Here is an 18,277-nt window from a genome sequence, read left to right on the forward strand (position 1 = left end):
GGCTGCTGCTTATCTCAACAAGCTTTGGCCACCATCGACCCAGATTGGCGTCCCCGTGACGTGCCGGGAGGCATCAGAGGCAAGAAAAGCAATGACCTCGGCGACGTCCTCCACGGTCCCGGCTTCCCCGCCGGTCAGCGGAATGTCTCCTTCCGGAAACGAGACGGGTACCTCGGCCTGCCGCTTGTTGCGGACCCGGGTATTGTCGTCGATCTCGGTGTCGATCGCGCCAGGGCACACGGCATTGATCCGGATACCGTGACGGCCGAGTTCAAGGGCGAGTTGCTGCACCATGGCGAGCTGAGCGGCCTTGGTGGCAGAATAGGCCGTCGCACCCGGCGAGGTGAATGTCCTTGTTCCGTTGATCGAGGAGACGACGATGATTGAACCGCCACTCTTCTTCATGTGAGGCACCGCGTGGTGGAGCGTCAGATAGGTGCCCCTGAGGTTGATCGCGATGGTCTTGTCGAATTCTTCCGGCTTCAGGTCATCTATGGGCGCCCAGGTGCCGTTAATGCCGGCATTGGCGACAACGATTTGCAGTCCCTTGCGGGCGACTATCAATTGCTCCACGGCAGCTTGCATCGAGCGCGCATCACTGACGTCCGCCACAAGGACCATGCCATCACCGCCAAGCTTACGGATTTCGGTGAGTGTTTCCTCCAGCTCGTCTTCAGTACGCCCCAGAAGTCCGACAAATGCGCCACCGCTTGCAAGTTTCAGGGCGGCCCCCTTTCCGATCCCTGATCCGCCCCCAGTTACGAGCGCCGTTTCCCGGCCAAGCTCGCCCGGCGTCATGTGCGATCCTCGACATGGCCCGGCTTGCCTTTCCGTTTTGTCGAAGCAAGTTCTTCAAGCTCCGTCTCGCTCATGCTCTTTTCCATGCTGCGAGAAGCACCTTTCAGATCGGAGACCTTCGCATCGCCTCGTTTGGCAGCCAGTGCGGCACCTGCCGCCTTCTGCTGTGCCTTCGATTTCGCCGGCATCTGCTTCACCTTTCGTGCTGCATCAAAGGATCGTCTTGCGAGGCAAACCGGCGAGGAGACCGAAAGTTCCTGATGAAGAAGAGGTCCGGAACAAAGGTCGGAGGTTGGGAATTAAGCTCCGCAACTCCAGACATCAGAGGATCAGATGGACGCCAAGAGCACGCATTTTCATGTCACGCCGGGCGAATGGCACCAACTCGGCGCGTGCTTCGATGGAGAGGGCACCAACTTCGCTCTCTTTTCCGCCCACGCAGAACGCGTCGAGCTCTGCCTCTTCGACGATAGTGGAAGTATCGAGATCGCACGGATCGAGCTTCCCGAATACACCAACGAGGTTTGGCACGGCTATCTGCCCGGCGTTAAGCCAGGGCAGCTTTATGGCTACCGCGTCCACGGGCCTTACGAGCCGGAGAACGGGCATCGTTTCAACCCGAACAAGCTGCTGCTCGACCCCTATGCTCGCGAAATCGTGGGCGATTTCGCCTGGTCCAAGGCCCACTTCGGTTATGACTTCGACGCCGACGAGAAGGATCTCTCCTTTAACGCGCTCGATAGCGCCCCCTGTTCGCCCAAGTGTCGCGTCGTCGACCCGGCAGACAGCCGCCAGTCAAACGGGTTCCAACGCATTCCATGGGCGCAAACGATCGTCTATGAGACCCATGTAAAGGGTTTCACCAAGCTCCACCCGGCCATCCCGGACGAACTCAGAGGCACCTTCGAAGGTCTGGGTCACAAAGCTGCAGTTGATTATGTGAAGAGCCTCGGCATCACGTCGATCGAATTGCTGCCGGTCCACGCATTCCCCGATGACAGTCACCTGATGGACAAGGGGCTGCATAATTTCTGGGGCTACAACACCATCGGCTTTTTCTCTCCGGCAAGCCGCTATTATGGCCCCAAGGGCCTGCTTGGCTTCCGCGACATGGTGCGATCCTTCCACGACGCCGGCATCGAGGTGATCCTTGATGTCGTTTACAACCACACGGCAGAAGGCAACGAACTCGGCCCGACCCTGTCCTTCAAGGGCATCGACAATTTCTCCTATTACCGCACCTTGCCGGACAATCACCGCTACTACATCAACGACACGGGCACCGGTAACACGGTCAACACCTCTCATCCCCGTGTCTTGCAGATGGTGATGGACAGTTTGCGTTATTGGGCCGAGGAGATGCATGTCGATGGTTTCCGCTTTGACCTCGGCACCATTCTGGGCCGCGAGCCCGAGGGCTTCGACCAACGCGGCGGCTTCTTCGATGCAATCTCGCAGGATCCGGTTCTCTCCAAGGTCAAACTGATCGGCGAGCCATGGGACATTGGCCCAGGCGGCTATCAGGTTGGTGGCTTCCCGCCGGGCTGGGCTGAATGGAACGACAAATACCGCGATTCCACCCGCGAATACTGGCTGAACACCGACAATACGGCCCAGGATTTTGCTGCCCGCCTTTTGGGCTCGGGCGACATCTACGACCTTCGCGGCCGTCGCCCCTGGGCCAGCGTAAACTTCATCACCGCGCATGATGGCTTCACGTTGAACGACCTCGTTTCCTATGACCAGAAGCACAATGATGCGAACGGCGAGGACAACAAGGACGGCCACGATCACAATCGCAGTCACAACTACGGTCATGAAGGTCCGACCGACGATGCCGGGATCAACGAGATCCGCGAGCGTCAGAAGCGCAATTTCCTCGCCACGCTCTTCTTTTCGCACGGGACACCCATGCTCCTGGCCGGCGACGAATTCGGCCGCTCGCAGATGGGCAACAACAATGGATATTGCCAGGACAGCGAGATCAGCTGGCTGCATTGGGAAGACCTGCCGCAGACCTGCGAAGATCTACGGGAATTCACCCGCCGCCTCATCGCGCTGCGCCAGACCCAGCCACTTCTACGCCGAGCAAACTGGCGCGATGGCATGATCATCGACTGGTACAGCGTGGAGGGAGGCCATCAGGAAGCCGAGCATTGGCTGGATGGCAACCCGCTGGCGTTGAAGCTCTTGCGTCCGGATCTCGACGGCGAGGAAACAGCCTGGCCGGAGATTCTGCTGCTTTTCAACCCCGTCGCCGAGGACATCGACTTTGTGATGCCAGAGACCGGTGGCGGCAACTGGCAGCTCGAACTGACCACCTTCGATGTCGACCGTCACGGAGACGTGGCGGAGGAGGGCAAATCTTTCCGCTTGGAAGCACGGTCGCTCGCCCTGTTCAGGCGAGCCTGACAACCGCCGTCAGTCCTCTGATGCGCGCTGCAAGACCTCGAAGTCGTAAAGCTGCCCGGCCACGGAAATGCGCCGGGCAGATATCACGACAGGCACCACATTGCCGCCGCCATCGCGGATATCACCCCGCATGCCGGAGTAGCCTCCGTCGCGGTCAAGCAGCATCAGCCGTTCCGCACGTGCCTCGCTCCCGGAGACCACGCCGGACGCTACCATCTCGCTTCCCCCGATCTCATCCCAGCTTTTGCCAACAAGGTCGAGATAGGCTTGGTTGACCCGGATGTAACGGGAACTCTTCTGACCGATGCTCGAAATGGAGAAGGCAACCGGTGAGAGTTCGAACAGTGCCTGGATCACTGGCCCGGATAGGGCATTGGCTTCCGCTTGTTCGATGACCTCCTGAGAAATCGCCTCCTCGTCGCGAGCGGGCGTGAGTTCGTAGTCGGCAGGTAGCGCCAGTTCGTCCCGCAACACCGCCACGAACCGCCACAGGTCGATCTCGAGAAACTGGGGTTTGTGGCGATCTTCGACGTTTTCAAGCTGCACAGGCAGCGTCTCGATGGCATCGGTAAGACGTTGCGTCTCTCGTGCATTCCGGGCGCCGTTCAAGAGCTCGGTGAGCTTACCGATCGCAATGTTCCGGAGGATAACATAGCCGGCCTGCAGCTTTGTCGCTCGTTCGGCCTCGACCTCTTCCACCGGTCGGGTACCGTCAGCAACCGGCAACTGTTCGAGTAGCGCCCAGATGTTGCGTTCTTCGGGGCATTCCTCATGCTTGGCTGTGCCCTGCGGCGCGTAGCGAATAAGGCTCAGGATTGTTTCGACGCCGAATGCATCGACATCGGCGCTGACCGTCTTGCCGTCCGTCCCGGTTTCCTGAGCCGTCAGGCGGCTGGGACCGCCATTGTCATCGAAGTAGACGCAAACCTCAGAGATCCGGTCCGGAAACTCGAGCCAGGGGTGCTCGCTACGAAACGTCTTCAGCGCGGACTGGTCGAGCACTGTCAAAGCATACATGGCGCCTCCTCCACAACCGGTCGTGGTGCAAGGCACCGTCTCCCGCTCCACCCGAACAGGAATCACCGTACCTCAGCATAAATCAAACATAGCGGCTTCTGAACGTGTTTCTATGTCCGCACAAGTATATGAATGTTTAAGCTGAAGTCTTGCAGTTTCGACACCGACGCAAGAATGCGACAGTCCCGCTCCCGGATCAATCAATGATGGGGAGCGGGACTGAACTCACTGAGTAACGATCAGAAAAACGCCTGAATGCCGGTTTGCGCACGGCCCAGGATCAAGGCATGCACGTCATGCGTGCCCTCATAGGTATTGACGGTTTCCAGGTTCTGCGCATGGCGCATGACATGGTATTCGATCTGGATACCGTTGCCGCCGTGCATGTCGCGGGCCATGCGGGCGATGTCGAGTGCCTTGCCGCAGTTGTTGCGCTTGACGATCGAGATCATTTCCGGAGCGAACTGGTGTTCGTCCATCAGGCGACCGACGCGGAGAGAACCGAGCAGGCCGAGCGCGATTTCGGTCTGCATGTCGGCCAGTTTCTTCTGGAAGAGCTGCGTGCCGGCGAGCGGCTTGCCGAACTGCTTGCGATCGAGACCATACTGGCGAGCACGATGCCAGCAATCCTCGGCCGCACCGAGAACGCCCCAGGAAATGCCATACCGGGCGCGGTTGAGGCAGCCGAACGGACCCTTGAGGCCCGAGACGTTTGGCATCAGCGCATCTTCGCCGACTTCGACGCCGTCCATGACGATTTCGCCGGTAACCGAAGCGCGCAGCGAAAGTTTGCCGCCGATCTTCGGAGCGGACAGCCCCTTCATGCCCTTCTCAAGAATGAAGCCGCGGATTTCGCCGCCATGGGCTTCCGACTTCGCCCAGACGACGAAGACATCGGCGATCGGTGCGTTGGAGATCCACATCTTCGAGCCGCGCAGGCGATAGCCGCCCTCGATCTTCTCGGCGCGCGTCTTCATGCCGCCCGGATCGGAGCCGGCATCCGGCTCGGTCAGGCCGAAGCAACCGATGAGTTCACCGGAAACGAGACCTGGAAGATACTTGTCCTTCTGCTCCTCCGAGCCATAGGCATAGATCGGATAGATGACGAGCGACGACTGCACGCTCATCATCGAGCGATAGCCGGAGTCGATGCGCTCGATCTCCCGCGCCACCAGGCCGTAGGACACGTAGTTGGCGCCGGCAGCACCATACTTCTCGGGCAGCGTCACACCGAGGAGACCGGCCTTGCCCATCAGGCGGAAGAGCTCAGGCTCGACCGTTTCACCGAGATAGGCGTCCGCGACCCGCGGAGCGAGCTCGGCTTCGGCAAAACCCGCCGCCGCATCCTGGATCATCCGCTCATCCTCGCTGAGGATCTCGGACATCAGGAAGGGATCACTCCAGGAAAAGGGTCGCATCTCGCTCATCGGTCTCATCCATTTGTTTCGTTATGCCAGATTGCTCATGTCTGACAACAATTCAAGCCATGTTTACTCATGTTGCTATTAGGTCTATTCATATCACATGCTCACACATCAACGCCGTTTCCTGCCGTCCACCAGCGCGCTCGCCGCCTTCGATTCCGTTGCCAAGCTCGGCAGCTTTTCGGCTGCCGCCAACGAACTGGCGCTGACACAAGGGGCGATCAGCCGCCAGATCGGCCTTCTCGAGGACCAGCTCGGCGTCAAACTCTTCGAGCGCACCAATCGCGGCGTCGAACTGACGGCCATCGGCCGAACCTATGCAAGAGGTATCGGGGACGCACTGGCCACGATCCGCACGCTCTCGCTCGAAGCCATGGCGACCCGCGACGACACGCATCTGCGCCTCGCCATCCTCCCCACCTTCGGCACCCGCTGGCTGATGCCACGCATCCCCGACTTCCTGTCGAAGAACCCGGCCATCATCATGGATTTCGCCACGCGCATCGGCCAGTTTGACTTCGAGGGCTCGGGGCTGGATGCCGCGATCCATATCGGCGAACCGAACTGGCCCGGCACGGATTGCCAGTTCCTCATGCATGAGATGGTGGTGCCGGTCTGCAGCCCGGCCTTTCTCGCCGCCAACCCGGTGAAGCGGCCCGAGGATCTGCTGGCCAAACCGCTCTTCGACATGGCGTCGCGCCCGCGCGCCTGGGAGCATTGGTTTGCGAGCCTCAACATCAGCGAAGGCCGGGGCGGTGGCATGCGTTTCGAGCAATTCTCCAACGTCGTCCAGGCCTGCCATGCGGGCCTCGGCATTGCACTGGTACCGACCTTCCTGATCGAGCCCGAACTGGCGAGTGGACAGCTGGTCCGCGCCTGGGATCATGAGGTGAAAAGTGCCAGCGCCTATTACCTCGTGCGACCGCTGTCGAAGATGGCCTACGGGCCGGCAAGCACCTTTGCCGCCTGGATCCTCGAGCAGGCCAGAAGCTTCAGCGAACGACGCCCGTAAGGCACCTGCAGTCTACCCAGAAATGACTCGCAGCCTGTGTCCTGTGCCGATTGACAAGCCACCGTCATGAGCAAAGAGTAACCTCTCAAAGCCGTGATCAGGCTCGGAGGGGACCATGTTGAAGCACCGTTTTTCGGCAATTTTCACACTTGCACTTGCGCTCGTCCCGCTACCCCTCCTTCCCGCTTCCGCTCAAGATGTCAGAACCATCGAGCGGATCGACGATGCCGACTATTTCGGCTTCGATATGCGCACCGAGAAGAACGTCTCCATCGACGAATGCGAGGCGAGCTGCATCGGCGATTCCTCCTGCCGGGCCTTCACCTACAATCCGAAGGTCAACTGGTGCTTCCTAAAGTCCGACTATGACCAGCTGAACAGCTTCCCGGGCGCCATCGCCGGCCGCATCGTCGTTCAGGCGGCAGAGGAAGACATCGGCGCCCCGCCAGCCCTGGCTTTCATTTCGGATTACCTGAAAACCGAAGCCCGCAACCAGCGTGACAATCTCGCCATTGCTCCAGAGCAGGAGGGGTTGGGACGCGATGCGCTCATCGAAACCGGTCGCGCTGCCTTCACCGGCGGCAACGTCGACTTCGCCGTTGCCTCGATGAAGGGCGCGCTGTCCATCGATCCCGACGATCAGGCCCTATGGCTGGAACTGGCCCGCATGGCCAACACCGTGACCGGGAACTACGGAATGGCCAATGAAGGGGCGATGGCCGCGATCAACGGCTATCTCCTCACCCGTGGTGCCGCGACCCGCGCAGAGGCATTGGCTACCCTCGCCAAGTCACTCGAAAACAGCGAGACCTGGCGTCCGGCGCTCAGCGCCTACAAGGCCAGCCTCGAACTGGCGTCGAATGCGGAAGTCCAGGCCGCCTTCGAAGATCTGCGCTCCCGCCAGGGCTTCCGCGTTGTCAACAACACTGTTGATTCCGACAGCGCTTCGCCGCGTGCCTGCGTCGAATTCTCCGAACCGCTGGTCAAGCGCGGCGTCGACTATTCGTCCTTCGTCACACTCGATGGCAAGACGCCGAAGGCGCTCGAAGCCAAGAACAACCAGATCTGCGTCGAAGGCCTGGAGCATGGCGGGCGCTATCGCCTCGCAATCCGCGCCGGCCTCCCCTCCTCGGTGGACGAGAACCTGGAAGCCCCGGTCGAACTGGAACTCTATGTCCGCGACCGCAGCTCCATCGTGCGTTTCACCGGCGACAGTTTCGTTCTGCCTTCCTCTGCCCGTCAGGGCATTCCGCTGGTCTCGATCAACAGCGAAAGCGCCAATCTCGAGCTCTACCGGATCGGCGACCGCAACATCGCTCCGCTGCTGGCATCCTCGCAGTTCCTCACCCAGATGGACGGCTATACCGCCGGCCGCGTGAAGGATGAACTGGGCGAACTCGTCTGGCAGGGTTCGGTCGAGATCGCCAACGAGCAGAACAAGGAAGTCGTCACCAGCATTCCGCTGCAGGACGCGCTGCCGACCCGCAAGCCCGGCATCTACGTGATGACCGCGGTCTCCCCGACCGGGATCACCGAGAGCTGGGACAGCCGCGCGACGCAGTGGTTCGTGGTCTCCGACATCGGACTCTCGACCTTTGCCGGCACGGACGGCCTGCATGTCTTCGCCCGTTCGCTCGCATCGGCAAGCCCGCTTGCCAATATCGAACTGCAGCTGATCGCCAAGAACAACGAGATCCTGGCAACCGCCACGACCGATGCCGAGGGTCGCGCCCGCTTTGATGCCGGTCTCGTACGTGGCGGCGCAGCCCTTGCTCCGGCCGTCATCGCAGCCCGCAGCGGTGCCGACGACAACGTCTTCCTCGACATGACCCGCGCCGGCTTCGATCTCTCTGACCGCGGCGTCACCGGTCGCCCGGCACCGGGCCCGGTCGACATCCTGGCCTGGACCGAGCGTGGCATCTACCGCCCCGGCGAAACCGTGCATGCTGCAGCGCTGGCCCGGGACACCAATGCCGATGCCATTTCCGGCCTGCCGCTGACCTTCCTGTTTTCGCGACCGGATGGCGTCGAGTTCCGCCGCATGGCGGTATCAAGCGAGACGCTTGGTGGTTATGCGGTTGACCTCCCGATCTTGGCCAATGCCATGCGCGGCACCTGGACGGTCGCGATCCACACCGATCCCAAGAAGCCGGCGATCGCCCAGTCCACCTTCCTCGTCGACGACTTCGTGCCGGATCGGCTCGATCTCAAACTGTCGAGCGAAGCAAAGGGGATCTCGCCTGAGGCACCCGTGACGGTCTCCGCCGATGGCCGTTACCTTTACGGCGCACCGGCAGCAGGCCTCACGCTCGAAGGCGAAGTCGTCATTCGCCCGACGACAAGCCATCCGGACTTCGACCGCTACAGCTTCGGCCTGGCGGACGAAGAAGGCATCGAGGACATGCGTGTCCCGCTCGAAGGCCTGTCACCGTTGGATGACGACGGTCTCGCCACCATCGACGTTTCCCTGACCGACCTGCCCTCCACGACGCGGCTCCTGAATGCCGACGTGGTCCTGCGCCTGCGCGAAGGCGGTGGTCGCGCCGTCGAACGCAAGCTGACCCTGCCGGTCACGCCGGAAGGTCCTGTGATCGGCATCAAGCCGGAATTCGAGGGCGATCTGGCCGAAAACACCAATGCAGCCTTCAACCTGATCGCCCTTGGCCCCAATCGTCAGCGTCAGGCGCTGGCGGGCGCCCGCTGGAAGCTGATCAAGCTGGAGCGGAACTACCAGTGGTACCGCGACGGCTCGTCCTGGCGCTACGAACCGATCACCACGACCAAGCTTGTGGCCGATGGCACAACAGACATCGCAGCCGATGGCACAGCGCTTTCGGTACCCGTCACCTGGGGCAGCCACCGCCTGGAGGTCGAGCAAGGCGGCGCCGTCACCAGCGTCGACTTTGACGCCGGCTGGTTCGTCACCGCAAGCTCCACGGAGACGCCCGATGCCCTCGAAATCGGCCTCGACAAGCCCTCCTATCAGGTCGGCGAGACCGCAAAGCTGAAGATCTCGCCGCGCTTTGCCGGCCAGGTGATCGTCACCTCCGGCACGGATGCTCTGATTTCCACCCAGGTTGCCGATGTCCCGGCCACAGGCGCGGAGATCGAGATCCCCGTGACAGCCGATTTCGGCGCCGGCGCCTATGTCACGGCAACGCTCTTCCGTCCGGGTGACGCTGAGGAAAGCCGCATGCCGGCGCGCGCGATCGGGGTTACCTGGCTCGCCGTCGATCCAGGCTCCGACAAACTCGTAATCAAGCTTTCGCCGCCGGAAAAGACCCTGCCCCGCCAGCCGCTCGAGATCCCCGTGGAGGTCACAGGGGCAGGCATCGGTGAGGAAGCCTATGTGATGGTCGCTGCCGTTGACGTCGGCATCCTCAACCTCACCCGCTACGAGACACCCGATCCGGAAACCTATTATTTCGGCCAGCGCCGCCTCGGTCTCGAACTGCGCGACCTCTACGGCCGCCTGATCGATGGCTCGCTGGGCGCCACCGGACGTCTGCGCACCGGTGGTGACGGCGGACAGGTGGCTTTGCAAGGCAATCCGCCGCGCGAAAAGCTCGTGGCCTTCTTCTCCGGACCCGTGAAGCTCGATGCAGACGGCAAGGCAAGCGTCTCCTTCGACATACCCCAATTCAACGGCACAGCACGTGTCATGGCCTGGGCCTGGTCAAAGACCGGCGTCGGCCATGGCGAGACGGACGTGATCATCCGCGATCCTGTCGTCGTCACGGCGAGCCTGCCGAAGTTCCTCGCGCCTGAAGACCAGAGCAGCCTGCGCCTGGATATCGCGGCGACGGATGCACCATCCGGCACCTACACGCTCGCTGTCACCGGCAACGGTCCGGTCAGCGTCGGCGGCGCGGAAGCCCAAGAAGTTGCGCTGACCGCCGGTCAGACCACCACCGTCACGTTGCCGCTGACCGCCAACACCCCCGGCGACGGCGCCATCGACATTGCCCTGTCCGGCGCCGACGGCATTGCCGTCAGCCAGTCCCTCGATCTTCCCGTGCGCCCGGCAACCCTGCCGATCACAGAGCGGCAGGTCATTGCGCTGGCACCGGGCAAGAGCCTGACCGTCGATGGCGACCTGCTCGCCGACAGCCTGCTGCAGGGCGCCTCGGTCAGCCTCAACGTCGCCCGCGCCGATGGCCTCGACATTCCCGGCCTGCTGATGGCGCTCGACCGCTATCCCTATGGCTGCGCCGAACAGACAACGAGCCGCGCGCTGCCGCTTCTCTACTTCGATGAACTGGCCAAGCTCTCCGGCCTGCCGGAAGACGAGGCGATCAACAAGCGCGTTCAGGACGGCATCCTGCGCGTGCTGGCCTATCAGTCGTCAAGCGGCTCCTTCGGTCTCTGGGCACCCGGTTCCGAAAGCCTCTGGCTCGACGCCTATGTCACCGACTTCCTGACCCGTGCCCGCGAACAGAAGTTCGATGTGCCGGAGGAAGCCTTGGTCCAGGCGCTGCAGAACCTGCAGAACCGCATCGCCTATGACAACGACATCCGCACGCGCGGCAACGAGATCGCCTATGCGCTCTATGTGCTGGCCCGCAGCCGCAAGGCCTCGCTCAGCGATCTGCGCTACTACGCCGATACCATGCTGGGTGACTTCCCGACGCCGCTCTCGAAAGCGCATCTGGCAGCGGCCTTGTCTCTCTACGGCGACAGCGAGCGGGCCAACGGCGTCTTCCTCGATGCAGCCGGAATGAGTGAGCAGGCCCGCCTGACGCCGGTCAGCTTCTCCCGCTCGGACTATGGCTCGGCATTGCGTGATGCGGCCGGTGTGCTCGCGCTTGCGGCCGAAAGCCGACCGGTTCCGCCTGTCGTGCCAATCCTGGCAAAGGTCGTGGCCGACGAATGGAAGGCGAAGCAAACTCTCAGCACCCAGGAACAGACCTGGATGCTGCTGGCCGCACGTGCACTCCAGCAGGACGACAAGGGTCTGAAGCTGGATGTCAACGGCGCCGAAAAGACCGGTGCCTATGCCGCGACCATCCCGGGCGACGCCCTGCTCCAGGCGCCGCTGACGCTGACCAATACCGGGCTTGATCCGGTCAGTGCGGCAATCACCACGGTCGCTGCCCCGGTCGAAGCGCCGGCAGCCGGTGGCGAAGGCTTCGAGATCACCAAGACCTATTACGGTCTGGATGGCGAGGAGGCCAACGTCACCGAAGCCATCCAGAACGAACGTTATGTTGTGGTGCTGGAAGTGACCGAAGAAGACGAATGGCCGGCGCAGCTGCTGGTCACCGATCTGCTTGCGGCCGGCTTCGAGATCGACAATCCGAGCCTCGTGGACAGCGCTGCCCTCGCCAACTTCGACTGGATCGGCCAGACCGAAACGGCGCATCTCGAATTCCGCAGCGACCGCTTCGTGGCAGCGATCAATCGCGGCGAAGGCGAAAACGGCACGATCACGCTGGCCTATGTCGTCCGCGCCGTCACGCCGGGCACCTATGACCTGCCGGCAGCGAGCGTCGAAGACATGTATCGCCCGCAGCTGTCGGCGCGCACGGCAGCGGGTGCGATGACGGTCTCGACCGCACCCTGATGGGTCGGGTGAGGCGCATCGGGATCAGCATCGGGGCGGTCGCCATCGCGGCAACCGCCTCGCTCGCCGCACTCGATTGGGCAGACAGAAACTACCCTCCCCCGCTGGACGCGGCGCGGGAGGTATCGACCGAAATCCTCGATCGAGACGGCCAGCTCTTGCGCGCCTTCGCGACCCGCGAGGGCCTGTGGCGACTTGAGACCACAATCGATGACGTCGACCCGGCCTTGCTGAAGATGCTCGTCGCCTATGAGGATCGCCGCTTTGAGAGCCATTCCGGCGTCGATGTCCTGGCGCTTGGTCGCGCCGCCTGGCAGCTTGCCGCGAACGGTCGCATCGTTTCCGGTGCCTCGACGCTTTCCATGCAGGTCGCCCGCCTGATCGAGCCGCGCCGGGAACGCTCGATCAGTGCCAAGCTCATCCAGATCGCCCGCGCGATCCAGATCGAGCGGCGCCTGTCGAAAACGGAAATCCTCAACCTCTATCTCACCCACGCCCCCTATGGCGGCAACCTCGAAGGCGTGCGCGCGGCAAGTCTCGCCTGGTTCGGCAAGGAGCCCAAACGCCTGTCGACAGCGGAGGCTGCCCTCCTGGTCGCCCTGCCCCAGCTGCCCGAAAAGCGCCGCCCGGATCGCTACCGCGACAACGCGCTCGAAGCCCGCAAACGCGTTCTGGAGCGCGCCCGCGAAGCTGCCGTCGTCGACGAAACGGAGGTCGCGCTGGCGCTCAACGCCTCGCTCCCCACCGTGCGGCGGCAATTGCCGGCGCTGGCGCCGCATCTGGCGGAAGCCGCTCGGCGAAAGGCACCCGAGGCCAGCACCCACCAGACCACGATCCTGCGACCAGTACAGGAAACCTTGGAAAAGGTGGCGCTCGAAGCGGGCCGCAAGCTCGACCCCAAGGTATCGCTCGCTTTGCTGATGGCCGATGCCAGGACCGGGGAAATCGTCGCCGAAGTCGGCGCTGCCGACTATTTCGATGCATCCCGCTCCGGCTGGATCGACATGACGCGGGCTGAGCGTTCGCCGGGTTCGGCACTGAAGCCGTTCATCTACGGTCTCGCCTTCGAGCAGGGTCTGGTTGCCCAGGAAACCATCGTTGAGGACCGCCCGGCCGACTTCTTCGGCTACCGCCCGAAGAACTTCGACATGCACTACCAGGGCGATGTCAGCATCCGCCAGGCGCTGCAGCTGTCGCTCAACGTGCCTGCCGTGCGCCTGCTCGATGCCGTCGGCCCCTCCCGCCTGATGGTGCGCCTGCGCCGCGCCGGGGTGACGCTGAAACTGCCACCGAACGAGGCGCCGGGCCTGGCAATAGCGCTTGGCGGTGCCAGCATCGCGCTGAAGGATCTTGTTCAACTCTATGCAGGACTCGCCAATCGCGAACAGCCTGTCCGGCTCGGTGACGGCATCCGCGACAAGGCCGAGCTGATCGACGAAGAGCCGCTTTTCGAACCCACCGCCGCCTGGACGGTAGCAGACGTTCTCGGCGACGTCCTGCCGCCAACCGGCAGCCCGCCCGCCGGCATCGCCTACAAGACCGGCACGAGCTACGGCTATCGTGACGCCTGGTCGGTGGGCTACGACGGCCGTTATGTACTCGGTGTCTGGATCGGCCGGCCGGACAATGCCGCCGTCCCTGGCATCTCGGGCTACCAGACTGCAGCCCCGATCCTCTTCGAGGCTTTCGCCAAATCGGGCCTCGCCGGAACGGCGCTGCCCCGTGCGCCCACAGGCGCCAACCGCATCGCCGCTTCCGACCTGCCGCAGTCCTTGCGTCGCTTCTCCGTCGATCCGAACGGCCTCATCTCCGTCTCGGCCCGCGAGCGCCCACCCCAGATCGTCTATCCGCTGGAGGGCTCCGTGCTTGAACTCGGCAAGGGCCCGGATGGAGAGCCCCTGCCTGTCGTCATGAAGATGCAGGCCGGCCGCGCGCCGTTCCGCTGGCTGGTCGATGGCAAGCCGATGAGCGACAGCACCCGCAGACGAACCGGCGAGTGGCGGCCGGAGGGCGCCGGGCAGGCAATCCTGACCGTGATCGATGCAGACGGCAGGGCTGCCTCGGTCAACGTCTTCATTCGGAACTGAGGGTTCGGCGTCAGGCGACGTGATCCAGCGCTGAGCACGTTCCGTAGAAGAGCCCGTTAACCCTTTCGAACGGGAGATTTCCGAAATGACCAGCAACATGCGTGCCGGACTGATCACGCTCCTGACGATCGCGGTCATCGCCCCGGCGGCGATGGCCAACGAGCGCTTCACGGCCTCCGCCATCAAGGAAGAAATTATCGGCAAGCGCATCTACCTCGCCGTACCCTTCGGAGGTGAATTCCCGCTGAACTATCGACCCAACGGACAGGTGGATGGCTCCGGCGAAGCCTTGGGTCTGGGGCGGTTCGCCAAGCCGAACGACAAGGGTCGCTGGTGGATCAACGGCGATCGGCTCTGCCAGCAGTTCACAAGCTGGTACAAAGGCGCCCCGATGTGCTTCGAACTGATCCGCACCGGCGACAAGCGCCTGAAGTGGATCCGTGACAACGGAGAAACCGGCACCGCCCGGATCGGCAACAGCATCTGACATTGCTTGCCGCTCCTGCTGGGGGTCCCTATGCTACTCGCGTTGGACCTTGGGGACCCCGATGGCAGATTTGAAGGAACGACCGATCGGCGCGACCGCCACTCTGGGGAAGAGCGGCTATCCTGCTATACGCTCCGAGACGGGCGGCGAACTGGACATCGTGACCGGCGCGAGCGAAGCGGGTTTCAACCCACTCGATTTGTTGCTGGCATCACTTGCAGCCTGCATGAGCATGAGCGCCCGCATCGCCGCGCGTGAACTGGGCCTGGTGCGGAGTTTCGAAGGCGTCGAGGTCGGCGTCCGTGGCGAGAAGGCATCAGACGAACCCTCCCGTTTCACCAGCTTCACCGTGACCTTCGTCTTTCAAGGAGCGCTCGATCTGGAGCAGCAACAGGCAATTGCCCACCGTGCCGAAGCGATCTGCACAGTCAGCAACAGTCTGGCTGTGTCTCCGCAGATTGTCATCGGCGCTGCCTAGTCATTCAGAAGCGCGAGCGTCCGACGATCGTGCTCGCCTTCACAGAAGACCTCGATTGCATCTCGGAACAACGCGTCCTCGTCGGCATGCGCGACCGCGGCAAACAACGTCATGGACGATCGGAACTTCATGTCGTCGGGCTGACCGAAAATTTCCGACAGACTGCGTCCGGAATGGGCGAGTACCGTTCGGGTCGCAGTCCGCAGACGCTCTCCAAGCACGGGATGCCCAAGATAGGCGCGCGCCTCTGCAGCGGATTTCAGTCCGAAGTGGATAGCAGTGGGAGACCGCCCCAGCCCCTGAAGCTGGGGAAATACATACCACATCCAGTGACTGCGCTTCTGCCCGTTCTGCAATTCCGTGAGCGCCTGAGCGTAGCTCTCTTTCTGGGCATAGAGGAAACGCTGGAGATCGAAGCCCGAACTTTGCCACATCATCGTAAGCTCCCGGAAAAATTATCCAAATAGACACCAGTGCAAAGCACATCGTCCATACCTGATATGATCAACAATGGCGGCGCACCTGCCTTAAATCTTGACGAGGGACCATTGTTCGTTAACAAGAATGTGAGACGCTGTGATTTCAGCATCATCGCGTCCGAACCTGGTGCCGGGCCCCTCTGGCGAGAGTTTTACGGCGCTCTCGTGATGTCGGTACCGCCAGCAATTTGAGCCGGCGGATTCTAGAACAATGAACAATTCGATCATGCTTCTTGCGAAGGCGTGCAGGGCGCTTCGCATCTCCACCAATTCTGTGTCCTTGAGCCTGGAGGACCGCACATGAGCACCTCCGCAGCAACAGGCGCCAACTCAACTCTCGGCTACTTCCGCTGGGCCTTCATTGTCACCGTGATCGGCCTTATTCTCGGCGGCGTCCTCGGCTGGCAATCCTCCGGCACGATCGCCGGCATGGCCACCGTCTTCTTCATCTGCTCGGTCCTGGCTGTCCTTGAAATCTCGCTGTCTTTCGACAACGCGATCGTCAACGCGAACAAGCTGAAGGACATGACGCCCGTCTGGCAGCAGCGCTTCCTGACCTGGGGCATCATCATCGCCGTCTTCGGCATGCGCATCGTCTTCCCGCTGCTGATCGTGGTGATCGCTGCCAAGATCGGTCCGATCGAGGCGGTCATCCTCGCCGCCCGCGAGCCTGCGGAATATGCGCGAATCATGAACGAAGCCCATCTTCCGATCGCGGCCTTCGGTGGCACCTTCCTGATGATGGTCGGGCTCACCTACTTCTTCAACCACGAGAAGGACGTGCACTGGATCGAATGGCTGGAGAAGCACATGGCCCGTTCGGCCTCGATCAAGGGCATCGAGATCGCGGTCGTTCTTCTGCTCATCCTGCTCTTCTCCAACCTGCTCGAGGGTGAGGAATCGACGACCTTCGTCTACTCCGCCATCTACGGCCTCGTGACCTTCCTCGCCGTCGAGGTTTTGGGCGGCCTGCTCGACGCCTCCCAGAAGGCCATGAGCGAAGCGGCCAAGGGCGGTCTCGGCGCCTTCATCTATCTGGAAGTGCTCGATGCCAGCTTCTCCTTCGACGGCGTCATCGGCGCCTTCGCTCTGACGCAGAACCTCTTCATCATCGCCATCGGCCTTGGCATCGGGGCCATGTATGTGCGCTCGATGACCATCATGCTGGTTGAGAAGGGCACGCTGGCCGAATACCGCTACCTGGAGCACGGCGCCTTCTATGCCATCCTCATCCTGTCGGTCATCATGTATGTGCAGACGCTGTTCCACATCCCGGAAGTCATCACCGGCCTCGGAGGCGCTGCGCTGATCGGCATCTCTCTCTGGTCCTCGATCAAATACAATCGGGAGGAGCGCGAGGCGGAAGAACGTCTCGCCCAGGAAAGCGTCGCCGAGAACATCTGATCGGATCGGATATTCAGCCAGACAAGCAGAAGGCCGGTGTTCGCGCACCGGCCTTCTTGTCTGAGGGGACTTCAATCCGGTCCGACGTCCCCTTCTTGCGTCCCGACGTCAGGCAAGGATCCCGTTCCCGGCGTCTTCATCGGATCCTGAAGCTCTTGCTTGTCGTGCGGCCCTGCTGCAGGCATGTCCTCGGCCCTCGAGCTCTCTTTATCGGGCTTCGGGCTGCCGGCCTTTTCGATCGTCTCGCTCATGGATGTCTCCGTTTTCTGGGACAGGAGAAACATGCGGTGAAGCCTTCAGGTTCCGGAGCCATGGCATCAGTTCTTCGGGAACCGTAGAAAGCCGCTGACGTTCGGTAATCATGACCGAAAGAGGAGGCCCCCATGACCGCCCAAAAACCGACCGAACCGCACCGCTTGCAGCCGGATCCCCCCGAGGGTGATCGCGGGACCATCGAGCGCGAACTGGCAAACCAGGACGACCCGGAGGATGAACCGACGGAACAGGGCGTCGACCTCGACCCCAAACGACGGATCGATTGAAGGGAGGCACCACCATGAACAGCAAGCTGCCGCCTGTTCCCCAGGAGAACCGCAGTCAAAAGGGGACCGGCGATCCCGGATCGATGAAGAAGGGCGAGGAGCAGCACTTCGCGCCGGAAAAGAACCCCGACAAGCTGGGCCAGCAGGGCAACAGCAAGGTCAACACGACGAACCAGGGATATCAGCAGGACCGATAGGAGCAGACCATGTCGACATCGACGAAGCGTCCATCGACCATCCGCCAGGGCGGCCCCGGGCGCATCGCACGAAAATGCCAAGGCGCCTCTCGAAGTTCAAAAGCCTCCGGCAAAGTCCGACCGGAAACAGCACAGTGACGTATCAGGTGGCGGCGGAGAACGAGATACGCATCACACCCACGATCCTCATCGCAAATGACGAGGATCCCGCCGATCTTCCCTCTGAAGATCAGAGACAAGTGTAGAAGTCCGGCCCGGATCGTGGAGACGTATCTATTGACGCCGCTTGTGACCTTGCCTCCAAGTTTTATCCAGTTTTGAGTTCGCTCCGGCGGTTTTGGGTTGCTGTATTCGGGGCGGTAGCGGCGGGTTGCGGT

The 18,277-nt window shown here is 62.2% G+C and carries 15 protein-coding genes and 1 pseudogene; 10 read left to right on the forward strand and 6 right to left on the reverse strand.

The genetic code is table 11. The features are described from left to right. Positions 1-9 precede the first annotated feature (9 nt). A complete protein-coding gene (locus H6M51_RS21855; protein ID WP_185811922.1) occupies positions 10-798 on the reverse strand; it encodes an SDR family NAD(P)-dependent oxidoreductase in 789 nt (262 codons plus the stop codon). Then, positions 795-986 (reverse strand): DUF3008 family protein, encoded by a 192-nt coding sequence (locus tag H6M51_RS21860; RefSeq protein WP_185811923.1) that lies wholly within the window; start codon positions 984-986, stop codon positions 795-797. The genes H6M51_RS21855 and H6M51_RS21860 overlap by 4 nt, the downstream gene beginning before the upstream one ends. A 145-nt stretch (positions 987-1,131) precedes the next feature. Here H6M51_RS21860 and glgX point away from each other — a divergent pair, with 145 nt between their 5' ends. Beyond that, positions 1,132-3,210, forward strand: a complete 2,079-nt coding sequence (glgX, locus tag H6M51_RS21865; protein WP_185811924.1) for a glycogen debranching protein GlgX — start codon at positions 1,132-1,134, stop codon at positions 3,208-3,210. Between the two features lie 9 nt (positions 3,211-3,219). Here the strand turns inward: glgX and H6M51_RS21870 are convergent, their stop codons facing one another. Together H6M51_RS21870 and H6M51_RS21875 are read right to left on the reverse strand one after the other, a co-directional pair. Further along, a complete protein-coding gene (locus H6M51_RS21870) occupies positions 3,220-4,227 on the reverse strand; it encodes a diguanylate cyclase (protein WP_185811925.1) in 1,008 nt (335 codons plus the stop codon). 239 nt (positions 4,228-4,466) lie between these two features. Beyond that, on the reverse strand, positions 4,467-5,654 hold the full coding sequence (locus tag H6M51_RS21875; protein WP_185811926.1) for an acyl-CoA dehydrogenase: 1,188 nt from the start codon (positions 5,652-5,654) through the stop codon (positions 4,467-4,469). A 97-nt stretch (positions 5,655-5,751) separates the two neighbouring features. Here H6M51_RS21875 and H6M51_RS21880 point away from each other — a divergent pair, with 97 nt between their 5' ends. The 5 genes from H6M51_RS21880 (at position 5,752) to H6M51_RS21900 (ending at position 15,278) form a co-directional block, all read left to right on the forward strand. Then, positions 5,752-6,663: a LysR family transcriptional regulator gene (locus tag H6M51_RS21880; protein WP_185811927.1), complete on the forward strand. Its 912-nt coding sequence runs from the start codon at positions 5,752-5,754 to the stop codon at positions 6,661-6,663. A gap of 115 nt (positions 6,664-6,778) precedes the next feature. Continuing rightward, positions 6,779-12,226 (forward strand): alpha-2-macroglobulin family protein, encoded by a 5,448-nt coding sequence (locus H6M51_RS21885; RefSeq protein WP_185811928.1) that lies wholly within the window; start codon positions 6,779-6,781, stop codon positions 12,224-12,226. Continuing rightward, positions 12,226-14,313, forward strand: coding sequence for a penicillin-binding protein 1C (gene pbpC / locus H6M51_RS21890; protein WP_185811929.1), 2,088 nt, complete (start codon positions 12,226-12,228; stop codon positions 14,311-14,313). Before H6M51_RS21885 ends, pbpC begins: the two co-directional genes overlap by 1 nt. An 85-nt stretch (positions 14,314-14,398) precedes the next feature. Continuing rightward, positions 14,399-14,800 (forward strand): hypothetical protein, encoded by a 402-nt coding sequence (locus H6M51_RS21895; protein ID WP_185811930.1) that lies wholly within the window; start codon positions 14,399-14,401, stop codon positions 14,798-14,800. 61 nt (positions 14,801-14,861) lie between these two features. Then, positions 14,862-15,278, forward strand: a complete 417-nt coding sequence (locus H6M51_RS21900; RefSeq protein WP_185811931.1) for an OsmC family protein — start codon at positions 14,862-14,864, stop codon at positions 15,276-15,278. Here H6M51_RS21900 and H6M51_RS21905 read toward each other — a convergent pair. Then, the gene (locus H6M51_RS21905) at positions 15,275-15,715 is read right to left on the reverse strand and encodes a DUF1810 domain-containing protein (RefSeq protein WP_407073608.1); all 441 of its coding nucleotides are present in this window, start codon (positions 15,713-15,715) and stop codon (positions 15,275-15,277) included. The two genes, H6M51_RS21900 and H6M51_RS21905, sit on opposite strands and share 4 nt — an antisense overlap. A 342-nt stretch (positions 15,716-16,057) precedes the next feature. Here H6M51_RS21905 and H6M51_RS21910 point away from each other — a divergent pair, with 342 nt between their 5' ends. Next, positions 16,058-17,161, forward strand: coding sequence for a DUF475 domain-containing protein (locus H6M51_RS21910; protein WP_185811932.1), 1,104 nt, complete (start codon positions 16,058-16,060; stop codon positions 17,159-17,161). Between the two features lie 71 nt (positions 17,162-17,232). On the opposite strand, the gene H6M51_RS21915 is transcribed toward H6M51_RS21910, so the two are convergent. Beyond that, complete coding sequence (locus H6M51_RS21915) at positions 17,233-17,412, reverse strand: hypothetical protein (RefSeq protein ID WP_185811939.1); 180 nt, start codon at positions 17,410-17,412, stop codon at positions 17,233-17,235. 132 nt (positions 17,413-17,544) lie between these two features. Between H6M51_RS21915 and H6M51_RS21920 the strand changes: the two genes are divergently transcribed. From H6M51_RS21920 to H6M51_RS24770, 3 genes and pseudogenes are all read left to right on the forward strand, one after another. Further along, positions 17,545-17,703, forward strand: a complete 159-nt coding sequence (locus H6M51_RS21920; RefSeq protein ID WP_185811933.1) for a hypothetical protein — start codon at positions 17,545-17,547, stop codon at positions 17,701-17,703. 14 nt (positions 17,704-17,717) lie between these two features. Further along, positions 17,718-17,900, forward strand: a complete 183-nt coding sequence (locus H6M51_RS21925; RefSeq protein WP_185811934.1) for a hypothetical protein — start codon at positions 17,718-17,720, stop codon at positions 17,898-17,900. A gap of 9 nt (positions 17,901-17,909) precedes the next feature. Continuing rightward, positions 17,910-18,099 (forward strand): annotated as a pseudogene (locus H6M51_RS24770) (hypothetical protein). Positions 18,100-18,277 lie beyond the last annotated feature (178 nt).

It is taken from the genome of Rhizobium sp. AQ_MP (genome assembly GCF_014237835.1).
GTDB lineage: Bacteria > Pseudomonadota > Alphaproteobacteria > Rhizobiales > Rhizobiaceae > Allorhizobium.